The organism is Celeribacter marinus, from assembly GCF_001308265.1.
Classification (GTDB): Bacteria; Pseudomonadota; Alphaproteobacteria; order Rhodobacterales; family Rhodobacteraceae; genus Celeribacter; species Celeribacter marinus.
Window position 1 is genome coordinate 32,286 of sequence record NZ_CP012023.1, and the last position, 17,378, is coordinate 49,663.

The 17,378-nt window shown below is 56.1% G+C and carries 16 protein-coding genes; 10 read left to right on the top strand and 6 right to left on the bottom strand.

Features of this window, described 5'->3' with window-relative positions; all coding sequences use genetic code 11:
- Nucleotides 1-166: 166 nt before the first annotated feature.
- Complete coding sequence (locus tag IMCC12053_RS00175) at nucleotides 167-2,668, bottom strand: ATP-binding protein (RefSeq protein WP_236852474.1); 2,502 nt, start codon at nucleotides 2,666-2,668, stop codon at nucleotides 167-169.
- The gene (locus tag IMCC12053_RS00180) at nucleotides 2,665-3,393 is read right to left on the bottom strand and encodes a response regulator (RefSeq protein WP_062214590.1); all 729 of its coding nucleotides are present in this window, start codon (nucleotides 3,391-3,393) and stop codon (nucleotides 2,665-2,667) included. The genes IMCC12053_RS00175 and IMCC12053_RS00180 overlap by 4 nt, the downstream gene beginning before the upstream one ends.
- Nucleotides 3,394-3,631: 238 nt before the next feature.
- Here IMCC12053_RS00180 and IMCC12053_RS00185 point away from each other — a divergent pair, with 238 nt between their 5' ends.
- The 6 genes from IMCC12053_RS00185 (at nucleotide 3,632) to IMCC12053_RS00210 (ending at nucleotide 10,920) form a co-directional block, all read left to right on the top strand.
- A complete protein-coding gene (locus IMCC12053_RS00185) occupies nucleotides 3,632-4,657 on the top strand; it encodes an ABC transporter substrate-binding protein (RefSeq protein WP_062214592.1) in 1,026 nt (341 codons plus the stop codon).
- 94 nt (nucleotides 4,658-4,751) lie between these two features.
- Nucleotides 4,752-6,914, top strand: a complete 2,163-nt coding sequence (locus IMCC12053_RS00190; protein ID WP_062214594.1) for an ABC transporter permease — start codon at nucleotides 4,752-4,754, stop codon at nucleotides 6,912-6,914.
- Between the two features lie 26 nt (nucleotides 6,915-6,940).
- Nucleotides 6,941-8,002, top strand: a complete 1,062-nt coding sequence (locus tag IMCC12053_RS00195; protein WP_062214596.1) for an ABC transporter ATP-binding protein — start codon at nucleotides 6,941-6,943, stop codon at nucleotides 8,000-8,002.
- A 20-nt stretch (nucleotides 8,003-8,022) separates the two neighbouring features.
- Nucleotides 8,023-8,658 (top strand): HAD family hydrolase, encoded by a 636-nt coding sequence (locus IMCC12053_RS00200; RefSeq protein WP_062214598.1) that lies wholly within the window; start codon nucleotides 8,023-8,025, stop codon nucleotides 8,656-8,658.
- Nucleotides 8,659-8,828: 170 nt separating this feature from the next.
- Nucleotides 8,829-9,716, top strand: coding sequence for a tyrosine-type recombinase/integrase (locus tag IMCC12053_RS00205; protein WP_062214601.1), 888 nt, complete (start codon nucleotides 8,829-8,831; stop codon nucleotides 9,714-9,716).
- Nucleotides 9,717-9,726: 10 nt separating this feature from the next.
- Nucleotides 9,727-10,920: an IS91 family transposase gene (locus tag IMCC12053_RS00210; RefSeq protein ID WP_062214603.1), complete on the top strand. Its 1,194-nt coding sequence runs from the start codon at nucleotides 9,727-9,729 to the stop codon at nucleotides 10,918-10,920.
- 393 nt (nucleotides 10,921-11,313) lie between these two features.
- Here IMCC12053_RS00210 and IMCC12053_RS00215 read toward each other — a convergent pair whose 3' ends face one another.
- The 4 genes from IMCC12053_RS00215 to IMCC12053_RS00230 form a co-directional block, all read right to left on the bottom strand.
- The gene (locus tag IMCC12053_RS00215) at nucleotides 11,314-11,718 is read right to left on the bottom strand and encodes a hypothetical protein (RefSeq protein WP_062214605.1); all 405 of its coding nucleotides are present in this window, start codon (nucleotides 11,716-11,718) and stop codon (nucleotides 11,314-11,316) included.
- Nucleotides 11,715-13,037: a recombinase family protein gene (locus IMCC12053_RS00220; RefSeq protein ID WP_062214607.1), complete on the bottom strand. Its 1,323-nt coding sequence runs from the start codon at nucleotides 13,035-13,037 to the stop codon at nucleotides 11,715-11,717. The genes IMCC12053_RS00215 and IMCC12053_RS00220 overlap by 4 nt, the downstream gene beginning before the upstream one ends.
- Nucleotides 13,034-13,489, bottom strand: a complete 456-nt coding sequence (locus IMCC12053_RS00225; RefSeq protein WP_062214609.1) for a DUF2924 domain-containing protein — start codon at nucleotides 13,487-13,489, stop codon at nucleotides 13,034-13,036. Before IMCC12053_RS00225 ends, IMCC12053_RS00220 begins: the two co-directional genes overlap by 4 nt.
- Before the next feature lie 337 nt (nucleotides 13,490-13,826).
- Nucleotides 13,827-14,501, bottom strand: coding sequence for an XRE family transcriptional regulator (locus tag IMCC12053_RS00230; protein ID WP_082388978.1), 675 nt, complete (start codon nucleotides 14,499-14,501; stop codon nucleotides 13,827-13,829).
- A gap of 103 nt (nucleotides 14,502-14,604) precedes the next feature.
- On the opposite strand from IMCC12053_RS00230, the gene IMCC12053_RS00235 reads away from it, so the two are divergent.
- The 4 genes from IMCC12053_RS00235 to IMCC12053_RS00250 all read left to right on the top strand — a co-directional run bounded on the left by IMCC12053_RS00235 (nucleotide 14,605) and on the right by IMCC12053_RS00250 (nucleotide 17,366).
- On the top strand, nucleotides 14,605-15,276 hold the full coding sequence (locus IMCC12053_RS00235) for a hypothetical protein (protein ID WP_062214611.1): 672 nt from the start codon (nucleotides 14,605-14,607) through the stop codon (nucleotides 15,274-15,276).
- A 498-nt stretch (nucleotides 15,277-15,774) separates the two neighbouring features.
- The gene (locus IMCC12053_RS00240; protein WP_062214613.1) at nucleotides 15,775-16,104 is read left to right on the top strand and encodes a hypothetical protein; all 330 of its coding nucleotides are present in this window, start codon (nucleotides 15,775-15,777) and stop codon (nucleotides 16,102-16,104) included.
- 24 nt (nucleotides 16,105-16,128) lie between these two features.
- Nucleotides 16,129-16,620: a hypothetical protein gene (locus tag IMCC12053_RS00245; protein ID WP_062214615.1), complete on the top strand. Its 492-nt coding sequence runs from the start codon at nucleotides 16,129-16,131 to the stop codon at nucleotides 16,618-16,620.
- Nucleotides 16,620-17,366 carry an ATP-binding protein gene (locus IMCC12053_RS00250; RefSeq protein ID WP_062214617.1) on the top strand — a complete coding sequence of 249 codons (747 nt, stop codon included), beginning with the start codon at nucleotides 16,620-16,622 and terminating at the stop codon, nucleotides 17,364-17,366. The genes IMCC12053_RS00245 and IMCC12053_RS00250 overlap by 1 nt, the downstream gene beginning before the upstream one ends.
- The last annotated feature ends 12 nt before the right edge of the window (nucleotides 17,367-17,378 follow it).

Below are 17,378 nucleotides of genomic sequence, written 5' to 3' on the forward strand. Positions count from 1 at the left end.
TATCGAAATACGATGCAAACCGCGGGACGGGTCTTAGGGCGGTCGTTTTTGGCGGGAACCGGACTTTCGCTGCGCTTTGGATAGAGGTCCGCAGAGCGGACAAAGCTGCCATTCGCTGCACCGACCCTGAGGTCCGCTATTGGCAAATTCAGCTGTGCTTTTCTGGTCAAAGAGCTTGAGCAAGCGTGTTGCTTGTGACCGGCTTTTCGATGAAGGCTGTATGTTCAGGCACCCCCTTTTTCGCAGATGATTTGCCCGACATTATAATCGTCTTCACGTGGTGCGGCCCCCACCCAGCTGCCTCGACGAGATCAAGACCATCGATAGTCCCGCCAAGATCAAGGTCGCTGATCAGCAGATCAAACTGGTTGTGTTTTAGCAGCATCATCGCCTCGTGCCCCGTATCGCTAGTTGTGACATCAAATCCGAGTTCAACGAGAAGCTTCTCGACAGACGCGCGCGTTTTGGGATCGTCCTCGACAAGCAAGCACGCGTTTGCAGAAGGAAGGTGTTTGTGCACTTGATCAGCAACTGCAAGCGGCAACAGAACTTCTATTTGCGTGCCATGTCCTGCTGCGCTTTCGATATTAAAGTGCCCGCCAGTTTGCCGGATAAAGCCGTAGACAATTGACAGGCCAAGCCCGGTTCCGCCTTCGCCTTCGCGTGTTGTGAAGAAGGGCTCGATGGCGCGATCAAGAACATCTAACGGCATCCCGTGTCCGTCGTCTTCGATCAAAATGCGGGCTTGGTCGGTTCCGAGCTGATCAAGGGTGACTTTGATATGCCCCACATCTTCGATGGCGTTGTTTGCGTTCAACAACAGGTTCAATAGCGCAGATTCCAATTGGCCCGGATCTACACGGACTTGCAGTGGCATCATAGGCAATGCGATATCCAACGTCACATTTGGCTTAAGACCAATCTCGACCAGATCAGCCATCCCTTCAATTAGGGCGCTTAGATCTACCACCTCAGGTGTCAGGTTTTGTTTGCGGGCAAATGCCAATAGGCGATCCGTCAAGGATGCACCAAAATCGACAGCATTTCCAATAGCGTCAAGGCTTTCGCTTGCGTCGCCATGACCGCGTGTTTCAAGCAGATGCGCATGGGTTCGTATGGTTGACAGGATGTTCGCAAAATCATGGGCGGTGTCACCCGCAACTTTGCCAAGCGTTTCGATGCGATCAATTTGTTGCAGCCGATCTGACATCTTACGACGCTCTGTGACGTCGGCCAAAAGCCAGACACGACCATCATCGGGTAACTTGCTTGCCCGTATGTCTAACACCTGCCCATCTGACGACACCAATTCACAATGACCGCGATGATCATGCCTGAGATCAATGCCTTGTGCAGCCTCGGCAAAACGTCCTTGGTGTAGCCAATCGACAAGCGATGCGGCCTCGGCCGAGTCGTCTGATAGCTTCAAAATTTTTAGAAAGGCGGGGTTGCGTGCTGTCACCCGACCTGTTGCGTCTGCAATGGCGATGCCGTCAGAAATATTCGTGAATACTTTTTCAAAAAGCGCGTTGCGCTGATCTAATTGGCGGTTCGACCGATCCAGTCGCAGGGCGTTTGCCCGGAAACTGCGAAAGGACCGAAAGAGGTCTCCGATTTCGTCCTTTCCACCAAGACGTCGCGGTAGCGCGCTGGCGCGATCTCCATTTGCAAGCCGAACCATCGCGGCTGAGACCCGCGTGATGTTGAACGTCACATATTGCGACACGTAAATGGCCGCGGTCATCGCCAATGCAAGGCTTACCGCGCTAATCGCCGCAACGGACATGCGCGCGCCCCAGATTGTACGCGATGAGGCAACCCTTTCACCGGCCAGAAATGCCTCTGCTTGGCCCGCGTATTCGCCGGCAAGCTCGTTAATCCGGTTCGCATCGTGGCGAATGCGAAACAGCGCGTTTTGGGCCTCAAGATTGCTCGAAAGCTCAAGGCGTCTCAGTTCAAAAATGCCCGTCACACCCCAGACAGCGCCCTCAAGTTGCTGAAGAAAGACCTCCTGTTGGGCATTTAGGGGAAACTCATTAAGCGCCTCACGCTGCCGCAAATAATGCCGTTGTTCTTCACCAACACCGATCAGATTCCCAGCGTAAGCTGCATTCAATGAATCGGAGTTCATGCTTTGGAGGGACCACCAGATTAGGCGTGCCGCGTCATCGCCATCCGGCGACGCCGTCGCAGTTGTTGCTGTATTCCTGAGGACACCAAGAACCACAGTGCGTTCGCGCAATTGCGCCTGCAGTGTATCAAGACTGCGCGACGCGGCCACAAGGTCGGAAACGCCCGCAGTCATACTGTCCAGTATATCGGAAACAGGTGTTTGAGGGTCTTGTGCGCTATCAAAACGGGTCTCTGGCCAATCGGTGCGGACACGGTCCAAGACGGTCAGGAGTTTTGCACCCTCTTGTTCGATCAGGAAATTCGAACGTTGGTTCAAAAGATAAGGGGCAGTTGTCGCAAGATCAGACGACCTTTTTGACAGATCGATCGCTTGAGCGACCTGACTAAGCGTTTCTTGGTGCAAATCCTGCAATCGCGCATCAACACGTTGCAATGCAACCCACGTCACAGCACTGGCCGACAACACAGCAACCGACAATAGCGTTAGCGCCGCCCAAAGCCTGCCGCGCACAGTCCGTAGGCTGAAAAAACTCACTGGTTTGGATCCGAGTTCTCGGTGACAAAGATATAACCTTGGCCTCGCCGTGTCTGAAGGTGAACCGGCTTAGACGGGTTCTCTTCGATCTTGCGACGAAGCCGCAGGATCAATACGTCAATCGTGCGATCCATGTAACGGTTCAGATCGCTGCCAATTTCTGCAAGCAGATCAACACGCGGAATGATTTTGTTGGGCCGATCAAGAAAGAAATCAAGCAACCGATATTCGGCGTTGGTCAAAGGCACTTCACCACCATCCTGCGCGGTGACAATCTTGTTGGTGCGATCAACGGCCAGCTTCCCCAATGCGAAATTTTGGTCGCTTCCATTCCGCACGATTGGCGCGCTGACCCCTTTTCCGTACCTGCGCAACACAGCACGAATGCGCGCAATCAATTCGCGCGGATTGAAGGGTTTAAGCAAATAATCATCCGCGCCGACCTCTAGCCCAATTATCTTGTCGGTTTCATCGCCTCGGCCCGTAAGCATCACAATCGGCAGATCGCCCATGCGGCGAATGTCCATGGCCAACGCAAGACCGCTTTCGCCTTTCAGCTGCAAATCAATTAAGATCAGATCAAGGTCAACAGTTTCGCGGATCCCCAAAAAATCAGCACTGCTTTCCATCGGGATCGGCTCAAAATGGTTTTCGGTCAGCAATGCAACAAGCGCGTCGCGCATCCCCGCTTCGTCGTCCACAATCCCAATTTTTGCTCGATGCATTCGCCAGCTTTCTCTCGATCTGATTTTGAACCTACTTGCAATCTGTTCGTCCGTCTCAGGTTTATTCGTTTCAATTATTACAAACGGGCAGCGCTTTGTAATTTTGTTAACCAGAAACCCGCGGACCTGTAGCATTGTTAATGCACGCAGGGTCTGCGTTTTTGCGATTGCCTCGTAAGCTGTCCAAGCCGGTCGGAGACACATCCGTGGCGGCAAGAAACACTTCTGGGAGGAAGACATGAAGAAATTTGGTTTGGTCTCATCAGCCGTCTTGATGATGGCAGGTGCAACTGCTGCATCTGCGGACGAAATTAGCGTTGTCTGTAGCGCAGAGCAAGATTGGTGTGATCTGATGGTCGCAGCTTTCGAAGCTGAAAATACTGACACCGACGTGCTGATGGTGCGCAAATCCACGGGCGAGACATTGGCACAGATCCGCGCCGAGGCGGGCAATCCAAAGATTGACGTTTGGTGGGGTGGGACGGGCGATCCGCATTTAATCGCAGCGGAAGAAGGGCTGACCCAAGCGTCCGGCGTTGACACGTCCGACTTGCTTGGTTGGGCGCAAAACATGGCGACAATTTCGGAAGGCAAGGCAATTGGTATTTATGCCGGTGCTTTGGCCATGGCTTACAACTCTGAAATTTTGGATGAAAAAGACATCGCGCCGCCAGCATGCTGGGCCGATCTTGAAGACCCGCGGTTTGTGGGCGAAATTCAGGTTGCCAACCCGAACAGTTCAGGCACGGCCTATACAGAGCTTGCAACATTTGTGCAGTTGTTTGGCGAAGATGAAGCATACACAAAACTTGCCGCTATCGGCCAGAACGTGAACTCATACACCAAGTCAGGCTCTGCCCCATCCAAGGCCGCCGCGCGTGGCGAAACGGGCGTCTCCATCGGGTTTATGCATGACATGGTCAATCTGGCCGCGCAGGGCTTTCCACTTGTTGCGGTCGCACCATGCGAAGGCACCGGCTATGAGGTTGGCGCAGTCAGCGTCATTGAGGGTGCGCGTAACTTTGAAGGTGCCAAGGCTTGGGTTGAATTCGCCCTCCGCGCGGACATTCAGTCACGTGCGCCGGAAACAGGTTCGTACCAAGTCCCATCAAATTCCAATGCAGAAGTTGCACCGGAATCGCCCGATCTCGCGTCGATCAAACTGATCGACTACGACTTCGCGACGTATGGGTCGAGCGAGACACGAGCACGTCTTTTGGCTCGTTGGGACTCTGATGTGGGTGATCCCAATCCTCAGCAATAAACCTCCCTGTTGGCGTTCAAATCAATCGTAGCGCCGGCCATTGGGTGCCCCTTGTTTTAGGGGCACCCTCTCTCTCACTTCACTGGACTTGAATATGAAACGAACGGTTTTGTTCTGGCTCTTGATCGGGCTTTTCGGCTATGCAGTGCTGCCTTGGCATATGACGGACGCTGGCTTTTTCTCATTGGAATGGCTGGCGGGCGGGGCCTCTTCAAGCGGGCTTTGGCTTGCGATGTCGGGCCATTGGTGGCTGGCACTGATCGGAGTGGTATTTTTTGCCGCGATCGCCGTCGTCCTTGCGATGAAAAGCCCAGTGCAACGTGCCAAAACAACGTTATGGCTTGCCGCCTTTGGCCTCTTTTGGACGGCCATACAGGGTCTCATCATTGTGCGCGCAGGTCCGCGTATGTTCGAAGGCATGTTGACCGGCGAAACCATCGCGGCAGGCCAACCGGGCATGGGTGCGGGTGCCGCCGTTTGCATTGCGGGCCTTTTGTTTGCGCTGACGGTTTCCATGTCACAAACCGGCAAAGGGCGCGGCGACGCTTTTGTTGTCAGCATGATCGGCCTGATCATCGCGCTTGTCGGTGTTTTTGTGTTCTTCCCCGTCATGCACATTCTGGTCCGCGCGTTTGAAGTCGACGGCGGTTACAGTCTGACCAGCTTTTTCCCGCGCTTCTTTAGCAGCGACATTTGGGGGCTTCGCTGCCTTGTCACTGACAGGTCCTGCGGTGTGGCCATAAATTCAGTGTTCCTTGCCACCCTGACGGGCCTTGGTACGACGATGCTTGGCCTTTCGTTTGCACTGATCTTCACCCGTACAGATTTCCGCGCCAAAAAGCTGTTGCGGATCCTCACGGTTATTCCGATCATCACGCCGCCTTTCGTAATCGGCCTTGCCTTGATCCTTCTTTTCGGGCGCAACGGTTCCGTCACCGCTTTTGCCGCTGACCTGTTCGGCCTGGAAAAAACGCGCTGGCTTTATGGGTTTTGGGGCGTGTACATCGCGCAACTTTTGTCCTTCACACCGATTGCATTCCTTGTCTTGATCGGTGTCGTGCAGGGTGTCAGCCCGTCGATGGAGGAAGCGTCCCAAACGCTTGACGCCGACCGTTGGCAAACCTTCCGCTATGTATCGCTGCCCCTGATGCGCCCTGGACTGGCAAATGCGTTCCTGCTTGGCTTCATCGAAAGCCTTGCCGACTTTGGCAATCCATTGGTGTTGGGAAGTGGCTACTCGGTCCTGTCGACTGACATATTCTTCGCCATTGTCGGCTCTGTCGCTGACCCTGCCAAGGCGGCGGTCCTTGCGATTGCATTGCTCACATTGACGCTGTCCGCATTCTTGTTGCAACGCATGTGGTTGGGCCAAAAATCCTATGCAACGATCACGGGCAAGGCAGATTCCGGACAGAACGCATCGCTTAGCCCAATGGTCAAAAGCCTGTGTTACGCCACCGCATTGCCATGGGCAGCCCTGACAGCCGTGGTCTACTCGATGATCTTGTTTGGCAGTTTCGTGAAACTGTGGGGCTATGATCATAGCTTTACCTTCGCGCATTACATCCGTGCCTTCGGGATTGATTTTACAACAGGGCGCTTGTCAGGCGTGGCGTGGGATAGCTATTTTACGACCTTAACAATCTCGTCGATTGCGGCCCCTTTGACAGCGATTGTTGGGCTTGCGACGGCCTACCTTCTGGTGCGTCAAAAGTTTGTAGGTAAGGACCTGTTCGAGTTCTCGACCATGCTCAGCTTTGCCATTCCCGGCACGGTCATCGGCGTCAGCTACATCATGGCGTTCAACTTCCCCCCGATTGAGCTGACGGGCACAAGCATCATCCTCATTATCGTATTTGTGTTCCGCAATATGCCGGTTGGTGTGCGCGGCGGTATCGCGGCAATGTCGCAGCTAGACAAAAGCCTTGATGAGGCTTCGATCACCTTAGGTGCCAACAGCTTTACCACAGTGCGGCGTGTGATCCTGCCTTTGATGGGGCCCGCCATTCTTGCGGCACTCACCTACAGTTTTGTACGTGCGATCACGTCTGTCAGTGCTGTCATTTTCTTGGTCAGCGCCAAGCACAACATGGCGACTTCGTTCATCGTAGGGCGGGTTGAGAACGGCGAATTTGGCCTCGCGATTGCCTATTCAGCCGTGCTGATCGTCACCATGCTGGCGGTGATCTTATTGCTTCAACTTCTTGTCGGATCGCGACGCCTACGCCGCACCGACCGCGTCCAATCAGCGGCTTGAAACCAGGCCCAACCCCGGAGAAACCTATGACAAAATACACCCCTGGTTCCGTGCGCTTCGAGAGCGTCGTCAAGAAATTTGGCGAAGTCACTGCCCTCAAAAGCCTCGATCTGACCATTGACCCGGGCAAGCTTGTTACCCTGCTTGGCCCATCGGGATGCGGAAAAACCACTACGCTGCGACTGATTGCGGGGCTTGAGATGGCCAGCGCCGGTAAAATCCACATCGGCGGTGAAGACGTCACACATCTGACGGCCACTTACCGCAAAGTATCGATGGTGTTCCAATCCTACGCTTTGTTCCCGCATATGACGGTCCGCCAGAACGTCGCCTATGGCCTTACCGTCAAATCCATGCCCAAGGCCGAAGCGGCACAAAAAGCAGAACATGGATTGGAACTGGTTGGTCTTGCAGGCTTTGGTGATCGTTTGCCAAGCGAGCTTTCAGGCGGGCAACAGCAGCGCGTTGCAGTGGCGCGCGCTATCGTGCTGGAGCCTGAAGTTCTGCTGTTGGACGAACCTCTTTCAAACCTCGACGCGAAGCTACGCCGCCACGTCCGGGAAGAAATTCGCCAAATCCAGCAACGTCTCGGTCTCACGGCGGTCTACGTCACCCATGACCAAGAAGAGGCAATGGCCGTCTCTGACAGGATCATCGTAATGAAAAACGCAGAGATCGCACAAGAAGGATCACCCAGCGATCTTTACGAGGCCCCAAAATCGGCTTTCATCGCTGACTTCATCGGGGACGCCAATCTTGCAGATTGCGGAGTTGAAAGCGTGACGAACGGTATAGCGAATGTGGTCTTGGACGACCTAAACTACAAAGTCCGCGATGGGGGATTGCAAAAGGGGCCAGCCAAAATGGTGCTTCGCCCGCATAATCTGCATCTTGCCGCTCCTGACCAAGCAGGGATCAAAGGCGAGGTCAGCTATGCGGCCTACCTCGGCAAAGAAATCCAATACACGGTCGAAAGTGCGATTGGGTCGCTCTTTGTAATCAGTGGGGTGACAGACAAACCTTTTGCACAAGGCGACAGCGTGTCCATTCAATTTGACGCGGATCTTGCGCGTCTTGTGGCGGCATAAAATGGGACTAAGTGTGCCAAATGGATAGCATCCTATATTCGGGAGGCAGTCAAAGGCATGTCTCACCTCAGGACTGGCATTCTGAAATCATTGCTGGCGGTTATCGCGCAATCATATTCGACTGTGACGGTACGCTGGTTGACAGCAGCGAAGCCCACTTCCAGTCGTTTCGAACCGCGGTGCGAGCACAGGGGCATGATTTAGATCGCGGCTGGTATGCCCAGCGGACAGGTCTTGATCGCAAGTCTCTCTTGGCGGCCTTATCGCAGGAACTGTCGGGGGCTTTGGATATCGCCTTGGCAACCCAACAAAGCATAGACGCGTTTATCAACGCTGCGGCTGGGGTATTGCCAATCGACGAAACGAAAAAACTGGTTCGTACCTTGGGCCTAACCCATCCAATGGCAGTTGGAACGAACGCAGAAATTGACGTCGCAACTGCCTCGTTGCAAGCCGTGGGCCTATTAGACTACTTCACCACTATTGCCTCAATCTCCGACTGCCTCCGACCAAAACCTGCCCCCGACATTTTTGCGCATGCAATCCAGCGGCTGGGCTTTCCAGCGGCCATGACATTGGTCTTTGAAGATTCCGCAGAAGGTGTGGCCGCTGCCATCGCTGCTGGATCGAACGTCGTTCGAATTGTTCATAGCTGACCTTCGCCGCGCTGCGGAAACAAGTCACTTCGGGCTCAGGGACGAAGCCGCTCGCGCGGCACTGGCGCTTGTGGCAAGCGTATTGAAGCATCCCACATGTTGGCGGATTTTGCGATCTGGCTGATCTGTTTGACGATTGAGGTTTCTCAATCGACAGACAGGAGGATTTCATGGTCAGCGAGAGAACAACACCGCTTCGGGAGCGGATGATCGAAGACATGCGCATTCGGGGTCTGGGGCACCAATCCCAGCGATCTCATATCCGGGCAGTCAAGGATTTTGCTGCGTTTCTGGGGCATTCACCGGATACGGCTACGCGTGAGGAGCTGCGCGCGTATCAACTTCATATGACGGATACCGAGGTCACGCCCTCGGTTTACAACGCGCGGATCACTGCTCTGCGTTTCTTTTTCTCGATGACCTGCGGGCGTGATGAGATGAAGAAGTACATGCAATTCCGCACCGAGCCGCGCAAGCTGCCCGCTGTGCTCAGCGTTGAGGAAGTCTCAGAACTTCTGGCCGTAGCACCTGGTCCCGGGCTCAAGTATCGCGCGGCGCTCAGTATCTCTTATGGTGCGGGTCTGCGCGCCTCTGAGGTTTGCAATCTGACGACCGGCGACATCGACAGTGACCGGATGTTGATCCACGTCGTGCAGGGCAAGGGGCGGAAGGATCGTAAGGTAATGCTGTCGCCGGGATTGCTCGATCTGTTGCGTGACTATTGGTGCGAGGCACGGCCTGAAGGGTGGATGTTCCCGGGTAAACCCAAGATCAATCCGATCTCGCCACGTCAACTCAACCGGGCCTTTACATCGGCCAAACGCATGGCCGGGATCAACAGGCCCGCAACGCTGCACACCCTGCGGCACAGCTTTGCCACCCATCTGCTGGAAGCGGGCACGGATGTACGGGTTATCCAAGTGCTACTTGGTCACGCCAAACTGACAACCACCGCGCAGTACACTAAGGTCGCCACCAAGATGATCCGGGATACGACCAGCCCGTTCGAGGCCCTCAAGCAGTTGAACCTACAGACACGCAAGACGCGACCGCGGTGACGGGCGGGGAGTGCCCCGCCCCAGACTGGAGGTTGCTGACATATTCCGCAAACATGGTCCCGCGTGGCGGCGGGCCAATGCCGGGCATATCAGCCTGAGCCAGCTTAAGGTGATGTCAGCGATAGAAGCCTGCCGAACAGAGGCGCTCGGCGGGCATGTGGCGGCTTGCACCAAATGCAGCCATCAGCACATCGCATACAACAGTTGCAAAAACCGGCACTGTCCAAAGTGTCAGGGACCCGCTGCGCGCGACTGGATGGCGGCACGGGCCGAAGACTTGCTGCCCGTCGAGTATTTCCATGTCGTCTTCACGCTACCAGCCGAGATTGCCAGGATCGCCCTCTGGAACAAGCGCGCCATTTACGGCCTGCTGTTCCGGGCGTCCGCCGAGACCGTGACGACCATCGCCGCTGATCCCAAGCGCATGGGTGCTCGCGTTGGCATGACCAGCGTGTTGCACACATGGGGGTCTGCGCTCACCCATCACCCACACATCCACATGATCGTCCCCGGCGGTGGCTTGTCGCGCGACGGCAACCAATGGGTGGCGTGCAAGCCGGGGTTCTTCCTGCATGTGCGGGTGCTGTCACGGCTGTTCCGCCGCCTGTTCATCGAAGGACTGATGGCGTTGCATCGCTCGGGTGATCTGGCGTTTTATAGTGACCTAAAAGGGCTGGCTGAGACCGGTGCATTTGCAAACTGGTTGGCCCCGTTCCGTAAAATCGAATGGGTGGTCTATGCCAAACCACCGTTCGGCGGACCCGAGGCAGTTCTAGCCTACCTCAGTCGTTACACGCACCGTGTCGCGATCTCGAACCAGCGCCTCTTCAGCGCCGATGCAAACACCGTCGCGTTCCGATGGAAGGACTATCGCATCAAGAGTGGTGACCGGCAAAAGGTGATGCGCCTGACAACGGACGAGTTCATCCGCCGTTTCCTGATGCATGTTCTCCCCGACGGGTTCCACCGGATCCGGCACTATGGCCTGCTGGCGTCCGCGCAACGTAAAACCAACATTGCAAAGGTCCGAGCCCTGATTGGGGCGAGCCCGCCAGAGCAAGAACCACCATCCGAGGATGATCCCACACCATTTACATTGCGGGAACCGTGCCCCTGTTGCGGCGGCACAATGCTGATCATCGAAACGTTCAAGCGCGGCCAGGTTCCCCGATCCCGCGCTCCACCAAGGAAACAGGCCGCATGACTGATTGCCCGTTTATCCCGCCCAATGCGATCCGGTTGTTTCTGCAACACCGGCCAAAATCACTTGTGCGCAGCGATCCAGCAAATCACGTTAAAGGTGCAAACCGGCAGCGACCCAGCTCAAATCTTAGGCAAGCGAGCGGGCAAAACGTACGAACCGCCGTCTTCAATCTGACCAAAAACGTATCCGCAGCAGTCACAAGCCCGATAGACAGCGCTCTTTCCCCATAGACACCGCCAAGCCCCCGCGGCTTCCTCCCTGAGAGATTTTCCAACGCGGGCCACAGTCGAGCCAAGCCGAAAGATTGCACCCTGGCCCGCATCAGAAAATCTTCATCAGACCCGAACTTAGCTGCGCGACCCACCAAGGTCCGGTTTGGGCCGTTCGTTTTCTTCAGGCGTCACCCTGTTCTGCATTATCAAAGGCGACCTTCTCCTGCTCGGCCCACGGCAGTGCTGCACAATTACTGAGGTTGATTTCGGTTACGGCGACGGCGTCACGCTTGTAGACTAGCCGTTTTAGCACCTCCGGTGCCAGATAAGCCAACCGTAACTGCCTGCTGACATGGCGCTCCGCGAGGTTCACGGCGATTGCGAGATCGCGCACCGTCCCGAACTCACTGGCCTCCATACGCCGCCGCCAGCTCCAGGCGCGACCGATGGCGCGTAGGATATGCGGGTCTTGGGTCTGGTCCTCACTGGGCAGGTAGTCCGCGGGCGGCAGGATCTTCGGCCGCCCGTTTTTCTTGCGCACCTTGAGGGGCGCGAAGACCTGGATGGTGTCGGGTGCGCCTATCACTCTGCCGCCTCGAGTTGGCGCGGCGTCATCAGATCTCGCATAACACCGGCGATGCCATCCGTGCGCAGGTCGATGACCAGGCCCTCAGCGGTCACGGTGACGCGGCGCACCAGCAGCTGAATGATGCGCGCCTGTTCGCCTGGAAACAGCTGCGCCCAGAGTTCCGGAAATTGCTGCAAGGCGGCGATGGCGTCAGCCTCTGGAATGTCATCCCTGTCCAATTTGGCGATAACCTGTGCTGTGGTTTCAGGGGTGCGCAGAACGCGGCGGATCTCGGTAATGACGGCACCCTCGGCTGTGTCGGCTGGCAAGCGCCGCGGGATGCCGTCGTCGGGCGTCTCACGGTTCTTTAGAAGGTCCATCGACACGTAGTATCTATACCGGCGCGTGCCTTTCTTCGTGCTGGAAGGCGTCATGGCGGCACCGGTTGCTGTGAACAGCAGTCCTTTCAGCAGCGCCGGCGTCTGCGTGCGGCTATTGTTGGCGCGCTTTCGGGGGCTTTCCCCCAAGATGTCATGCACCTGATCCCAAAGCCGCGCGTCGATGATGGCGTCATGCTCGCCTGGATATGCGGTGCCTTTGTGCACGGCTTCGCCGCGGTACACGCGGTTGTTGAGCAGGCGGTAGAGGTAGCCTTTGTCAATCAAGGTGCCCTTTTTGCTGCGCAACCGTTCGGAGCGCAGTTCGCGCGCCAGAACGGTGGCAGACCCAACCTCTATAAAGCGGGTAAAGATGTCCACGACGGTGTTGGCTTCCTCGGCATTCACCACCAGCTTACGGTCGCGCACGTCATACCCGAGGGGTATGTTGCCGCCCATCCATATCCCCTTCATGCGCGACGCTTTCACCTTGTCACGGATACGCTCGGCTGTGACCTCACGCTCGAACTGGGCAAAGGACAGCAGAATGTTCAGCGTCAGCCGTCCCATGGATGTGGTCGTGTTGAATGACTGGGTGACGGAGACAAAGGTGACGCCGTTCCGATCGAACACCTCGACCAGCTTGGAAAAGTCCATCAGTGACCGCGACAGGCGGTCGATCTTGTAGACAACAACCACGTCGACCAAGCCGTCCTCTATATCGGCAAGCAGTTGTTGCAGGGCAGGGCGTTCCAGGGTGCCGCCAGATATGCCGCCATCATCATACTGATCGCGTACCAGCGCCCAGCCTTCTGACTTCTGGCTGGCGATAAAGGCCTCGCAGGCCTCGCGCTGCGCATGCAGACTGTTGAACTCCTGCTCGAGGCCTTCCTCGCTCGACTTGCGGGTATAGATGGCGCAGCGCAGGCGGCGGGCGGGTTTTGTGGACACGTCCTTCATGCCTCGCCCCGCTTCCGCTCACGAAGTCCAAAGAAACGATAGCCATTCCACCGCGTTCCAGTAATGGCCCGCGCTACCGCGGACAGTGACTTGTAGCGTCGGCCGCCCCATTCAAAGCCGTCTTTCAATACCGTTACAGTATGAGCGACGCCGTCCCATTCGCGGATAAGCTTCGTGCCGACCACAGGGTTGCGGGGATCCGCAATCTGCGCCTTGCGCGTCAGGGTGCCATCGACTTCGTCCGCGAGCAGATCGAGCATGCGCCGCGTCTGCTTGTCAGGGCCGCCGTAGGTCAGTTCCTGAATGCGGTAAGCCAAGCGGCCTTCAAGAAAACCGCGGCTGTTGTTGGGGGCAGGGGCGTTAAACAGTACCTGCCACTCTGCCTTCAGGTCTTTCACTGACATCGCCTTGAGTGCGCTCAGGCGGGCTAGGATGGGTTCGTGTGTGGTCATGGAGATCTCCTCTGAGTTGGAGTTGCAGTACCGCTCTGTTCACAACGGAAGTGTAGCGAACAGTCTCCAGTATTCTGGGATAGATAGTCGCGATCGAGATCTACGAGGCGAACGACGGCCTTAGCTAGCAAGCCGTAGAGCTCAGTGCGGCGTTCGTGCGCCGTCATGCGGTCAGGGTGCAGGGGGTTGGGCCCCGCGCCACAGTTTTTGGATGAATTGTTCATAATAGACCTCTTTGGCTTGGGCCGAAAAGGATGCATTCAGTAAATATTAACAAGTAAAAACAGCATGTTGTCGGCTGGTGTCGGTTTGTGGCGTCCTCTGACGTGAACGCGTTTTAGACCACCCGGCCGTACCACCTAATCCTGCCCACGATGTTGACCTCGTCGAGTAGGCATTCATAAGGCGAGTAATTGGGGTTGTCAGAGGTGACGCTAATGCGCGGTGGCTCACTGGACGGAATATGTTCGATCCGCTTGGCCATCAGCCCCATGCCGTCGTGCAACACGAATAGGCCTGGCGGATAGGGTGACTTGCGTCCCATATCGACAAGGATCGTATCGCCATCATTCAGCGTGGGCATCATACTGTCACCGGTGACGCGCAGGATCCTGAGGTTCTTTGGGTTTGCGTCAAGCTCATCTTCGATCCAAGACTGCCGGAAATGATACATCTTACCGGCTTGCTCGTCCTCGGCGTGCACGATCGTGCCTCCACCAGCCGAGGCCTTCGCCTTCACGCCCGAAATGCCAACAAAGGTCGTGTCGGGTGAGTAGATCTTGGGCTCCTCACCCTCTAGGGTTCCATCACCGTCGATCAGCCAAGCAACATCAACCCTCAAGACATCTGCAACCTTCTGAAGTTTAGACCGGGTCGGGCGCACAGATTTGCCGCGGATGATGTCATAGATGAAGGAACGGTTAAGGCCCGAGGCCTCTGCAACGGCCGCGGGGGTCATGTCGAGTTGGAAAGCACGTGCCTTTAATCTCTGTGCAATGTTAGTGACGATCATGGTTATCCCCAGGTGGGTTGTGGACTAAATAGGATATGTATTCGGTTGAAATCGGATAGTCAAATTGATAGGAACATTACAGGAACATAGAGGGGTGCTGCTAGTGTTGATTCCACGAGAATATTTCACCCTGAATGAGGTTCTGGCAGACTGGGGGATCTCCGAGTCAGAGTTGGGCTATGTTGTGGAAATGGGCCAGCTTACTTTATCGGTGCGTATATATGGATCCTTTACGGTGGCTTACGGGAGGGCGAGATCTGTTCAACCCATTCCTGACTTTGAGGGGGTGGTCGATCTTGAGCGGCGTGACGCAATGCGTGTGTTGCGCAAGCAAGCGTGTTCGGTGACGGCCTTCGTTCAAAAAGGCGGAATGATGTCGACGTCGGGTGATGGCGAGGATTGGGTGGTCTATCGGGATACCTTGCTTGTGCGGGCCGACGAGCGGGCGCATTTTGAAGCAACATCCATGTCCGTTGGTGCGCCACATGCCAATGATTATGATAGGTTTTTGTCGTTTGAGCTTTTTGGAGAGCACTATTTGTTCACGGACATGCAGGCGCGTGCGTTGAACTATTTGTTCATCTGCGCCGTTACGGGGGATCCTGAGCAGCGTGGCGTGCAGATCCTGGTTGCGGCGGGATCTGCCTCCTTGAAACTCAGTTATCTGTTTTCCAGTCGCAAGGGGTGGCGGGACATTGTTCATCCTGTCTCGGGGCGAAGGGGGTATTACATGCTGGATCCCGCCTTGGTGGTGACGATGCGCGTCGGCTCCTGACATCTAACCTCCGTGCTAAACAGGCCCGCTGCGAGCGGGCTTTTTTGTGTCTGATGCGATCGAGATTCGGTTTTGGTGACGGGCGCTCAGTCCCATTCGGTCGGTGATTGGTCGGAGATTGGTCGGTGTAGGGTGGGCGTTGGGTTGGAGCTCCGACCGAAACTTTTTGGAGCATTGATTTTCCTACAAAAATTAATTTTGACCACCGACCATTCATGCCACGACCTCCAACCCAAGGGTTTGGCAAGGTGTTCTCATCAACGTGATGAGGACCGCTATGAACCAAGAATATTCTCTATTGAGCACGAAGCTCTTATCTCGGCGCTGGAACATTGCGCCGCGCACTTTGGAGCGTTGGCGCGCGGAGGGCCGTGGGCCGCAGTTCGTCCGGATCGGTCGGCACGTGCGCTATCGCCTGACAGATATCATCGACTTTGAAGTCAAGAATACACAAGCCAGCAGCGCTAATCGTCATCTGAGTGTCGTTCGGTGCGCCGCATGATTTCTCGTTTCTTCGTGAATGCGCCCAATGTTTCGGAATTCAAGCTGATGGCCTGGGTGGATACCGCGGCGCCTGGTGCACGGCTGGTTTATCATGACGGCTTTCTGGCGGTTGATACGACCTCGAGCGTTTCCACTCTGAGGAAACCCGCTCTCGAAGACCTCCGCGCGACTGCCAATGCAGCATTTCGGCTTTGTGAGCTTGGACGCATCCACCTTGTCCAAGAACGCCTTGGCCCGGACCGATTTGCCTATGTCGCCATCGTCCGGCCGCACAACTGCGCCGTCCCCTCTGCCGCTGTGAAGCAACTGGCCGCAGCCGCCTGATTTTTTAACCCCAAAGGAGTCCCTATGACCTATCCTGTAAACATCCCAAGCATGAACGACATGCTTAATCTGCCCGCGGGCGAACTGTCTCAGATGCCGGTAGACCTGCTGGTCGCGCTGCAAGGTGAACTTGATCACGCCAGCAAGCAGCTGAAAGCAGCAAATACGCGGTTCGGCACCGCTCTCGAAGTACGTTATGCCACCCGTGCTGAGGAGGCCCGGCGGGCCTGCGGTAAGGATACCGGCACTGTTCGGCTGGTCGATGGCGATTACACAGTGGTAGCCGATCTGCCCAAGCGCGTGGACTGGAACCAAGAGAAGCTTGCACAGATTGCCCAAAACATTGCCGACAGCGGCGAGGATCCGGCCGAGTTCATCGACACGAAGTTCAGCGTCTCTGAGCGCAAGTTTGGTGCGTTGCCGGAGTCCTGGCGCAAAGGGTTCGAGCCCGCACGGACCGTGAAGATGGGTGCGCTAAGGCTTAGGCTGGTTTCAGGCAGGGAGGAGGTACGCTGATGGCCATTTCCCTCGCATCTCTGCGCAAAAAATCGGTGCTCCAGCCGCCGCGCATTCTGATCCACGGCGTTGCTGGTGTCGGTAAATCAACCTTCGCGGCTGACGCTGACAGGCCTGTGTTCGTTATGACTGAGGATGGCCTCGGCAAATTGCAGGTTCCGCATTTTCCTCTTGCAACCAGTTATGCCGAAGTGGCGGAAGCGCTCGACGCGCTCCTAAATGAGGATCACGACTATGGCACGGTCATCGTTGACAGTGTCGATTGGTTGGAGCCGTTGATCTGGGCGGAAGCCTGCAAGCGCAACGGCTGGCAGTCGATCGAAACCCCAGGCTTTGGCAAGGGCTACGCTGAGGCGCTGATTATCTGGCGTGAATATCTCGATAAGCTAAACGCACTGCGGGACCGCAAAGGCATGGTCGCCATCCAGATTGCACATACCGATATCAAGCGCTTCGACAGCCCCGAGCACGAACCCTACGATCGGTATGTGATCAAATTGCAGGCCCGCGCCTCGGCGCTGCTGCAAGAGCATTCCGATGTGGTGCTCTTTGCGAACTACAGGATCTCAGTCGCCAAATCCGATGTCGGATTCAACAAAAAGGTTACCCGTGCGCTTGGGTCCGGTGCGCGCGTCATGCACGCCGAAGAGCGTCCCGCCTTCCTCGCCAAGAACCGTTACGGCCTGCCGGACACTCTGCCGCTCGCGTGGTCAGAGTTCCTCGCAGCCATGCCTCAACCTGAATAATAAAACCTAAAA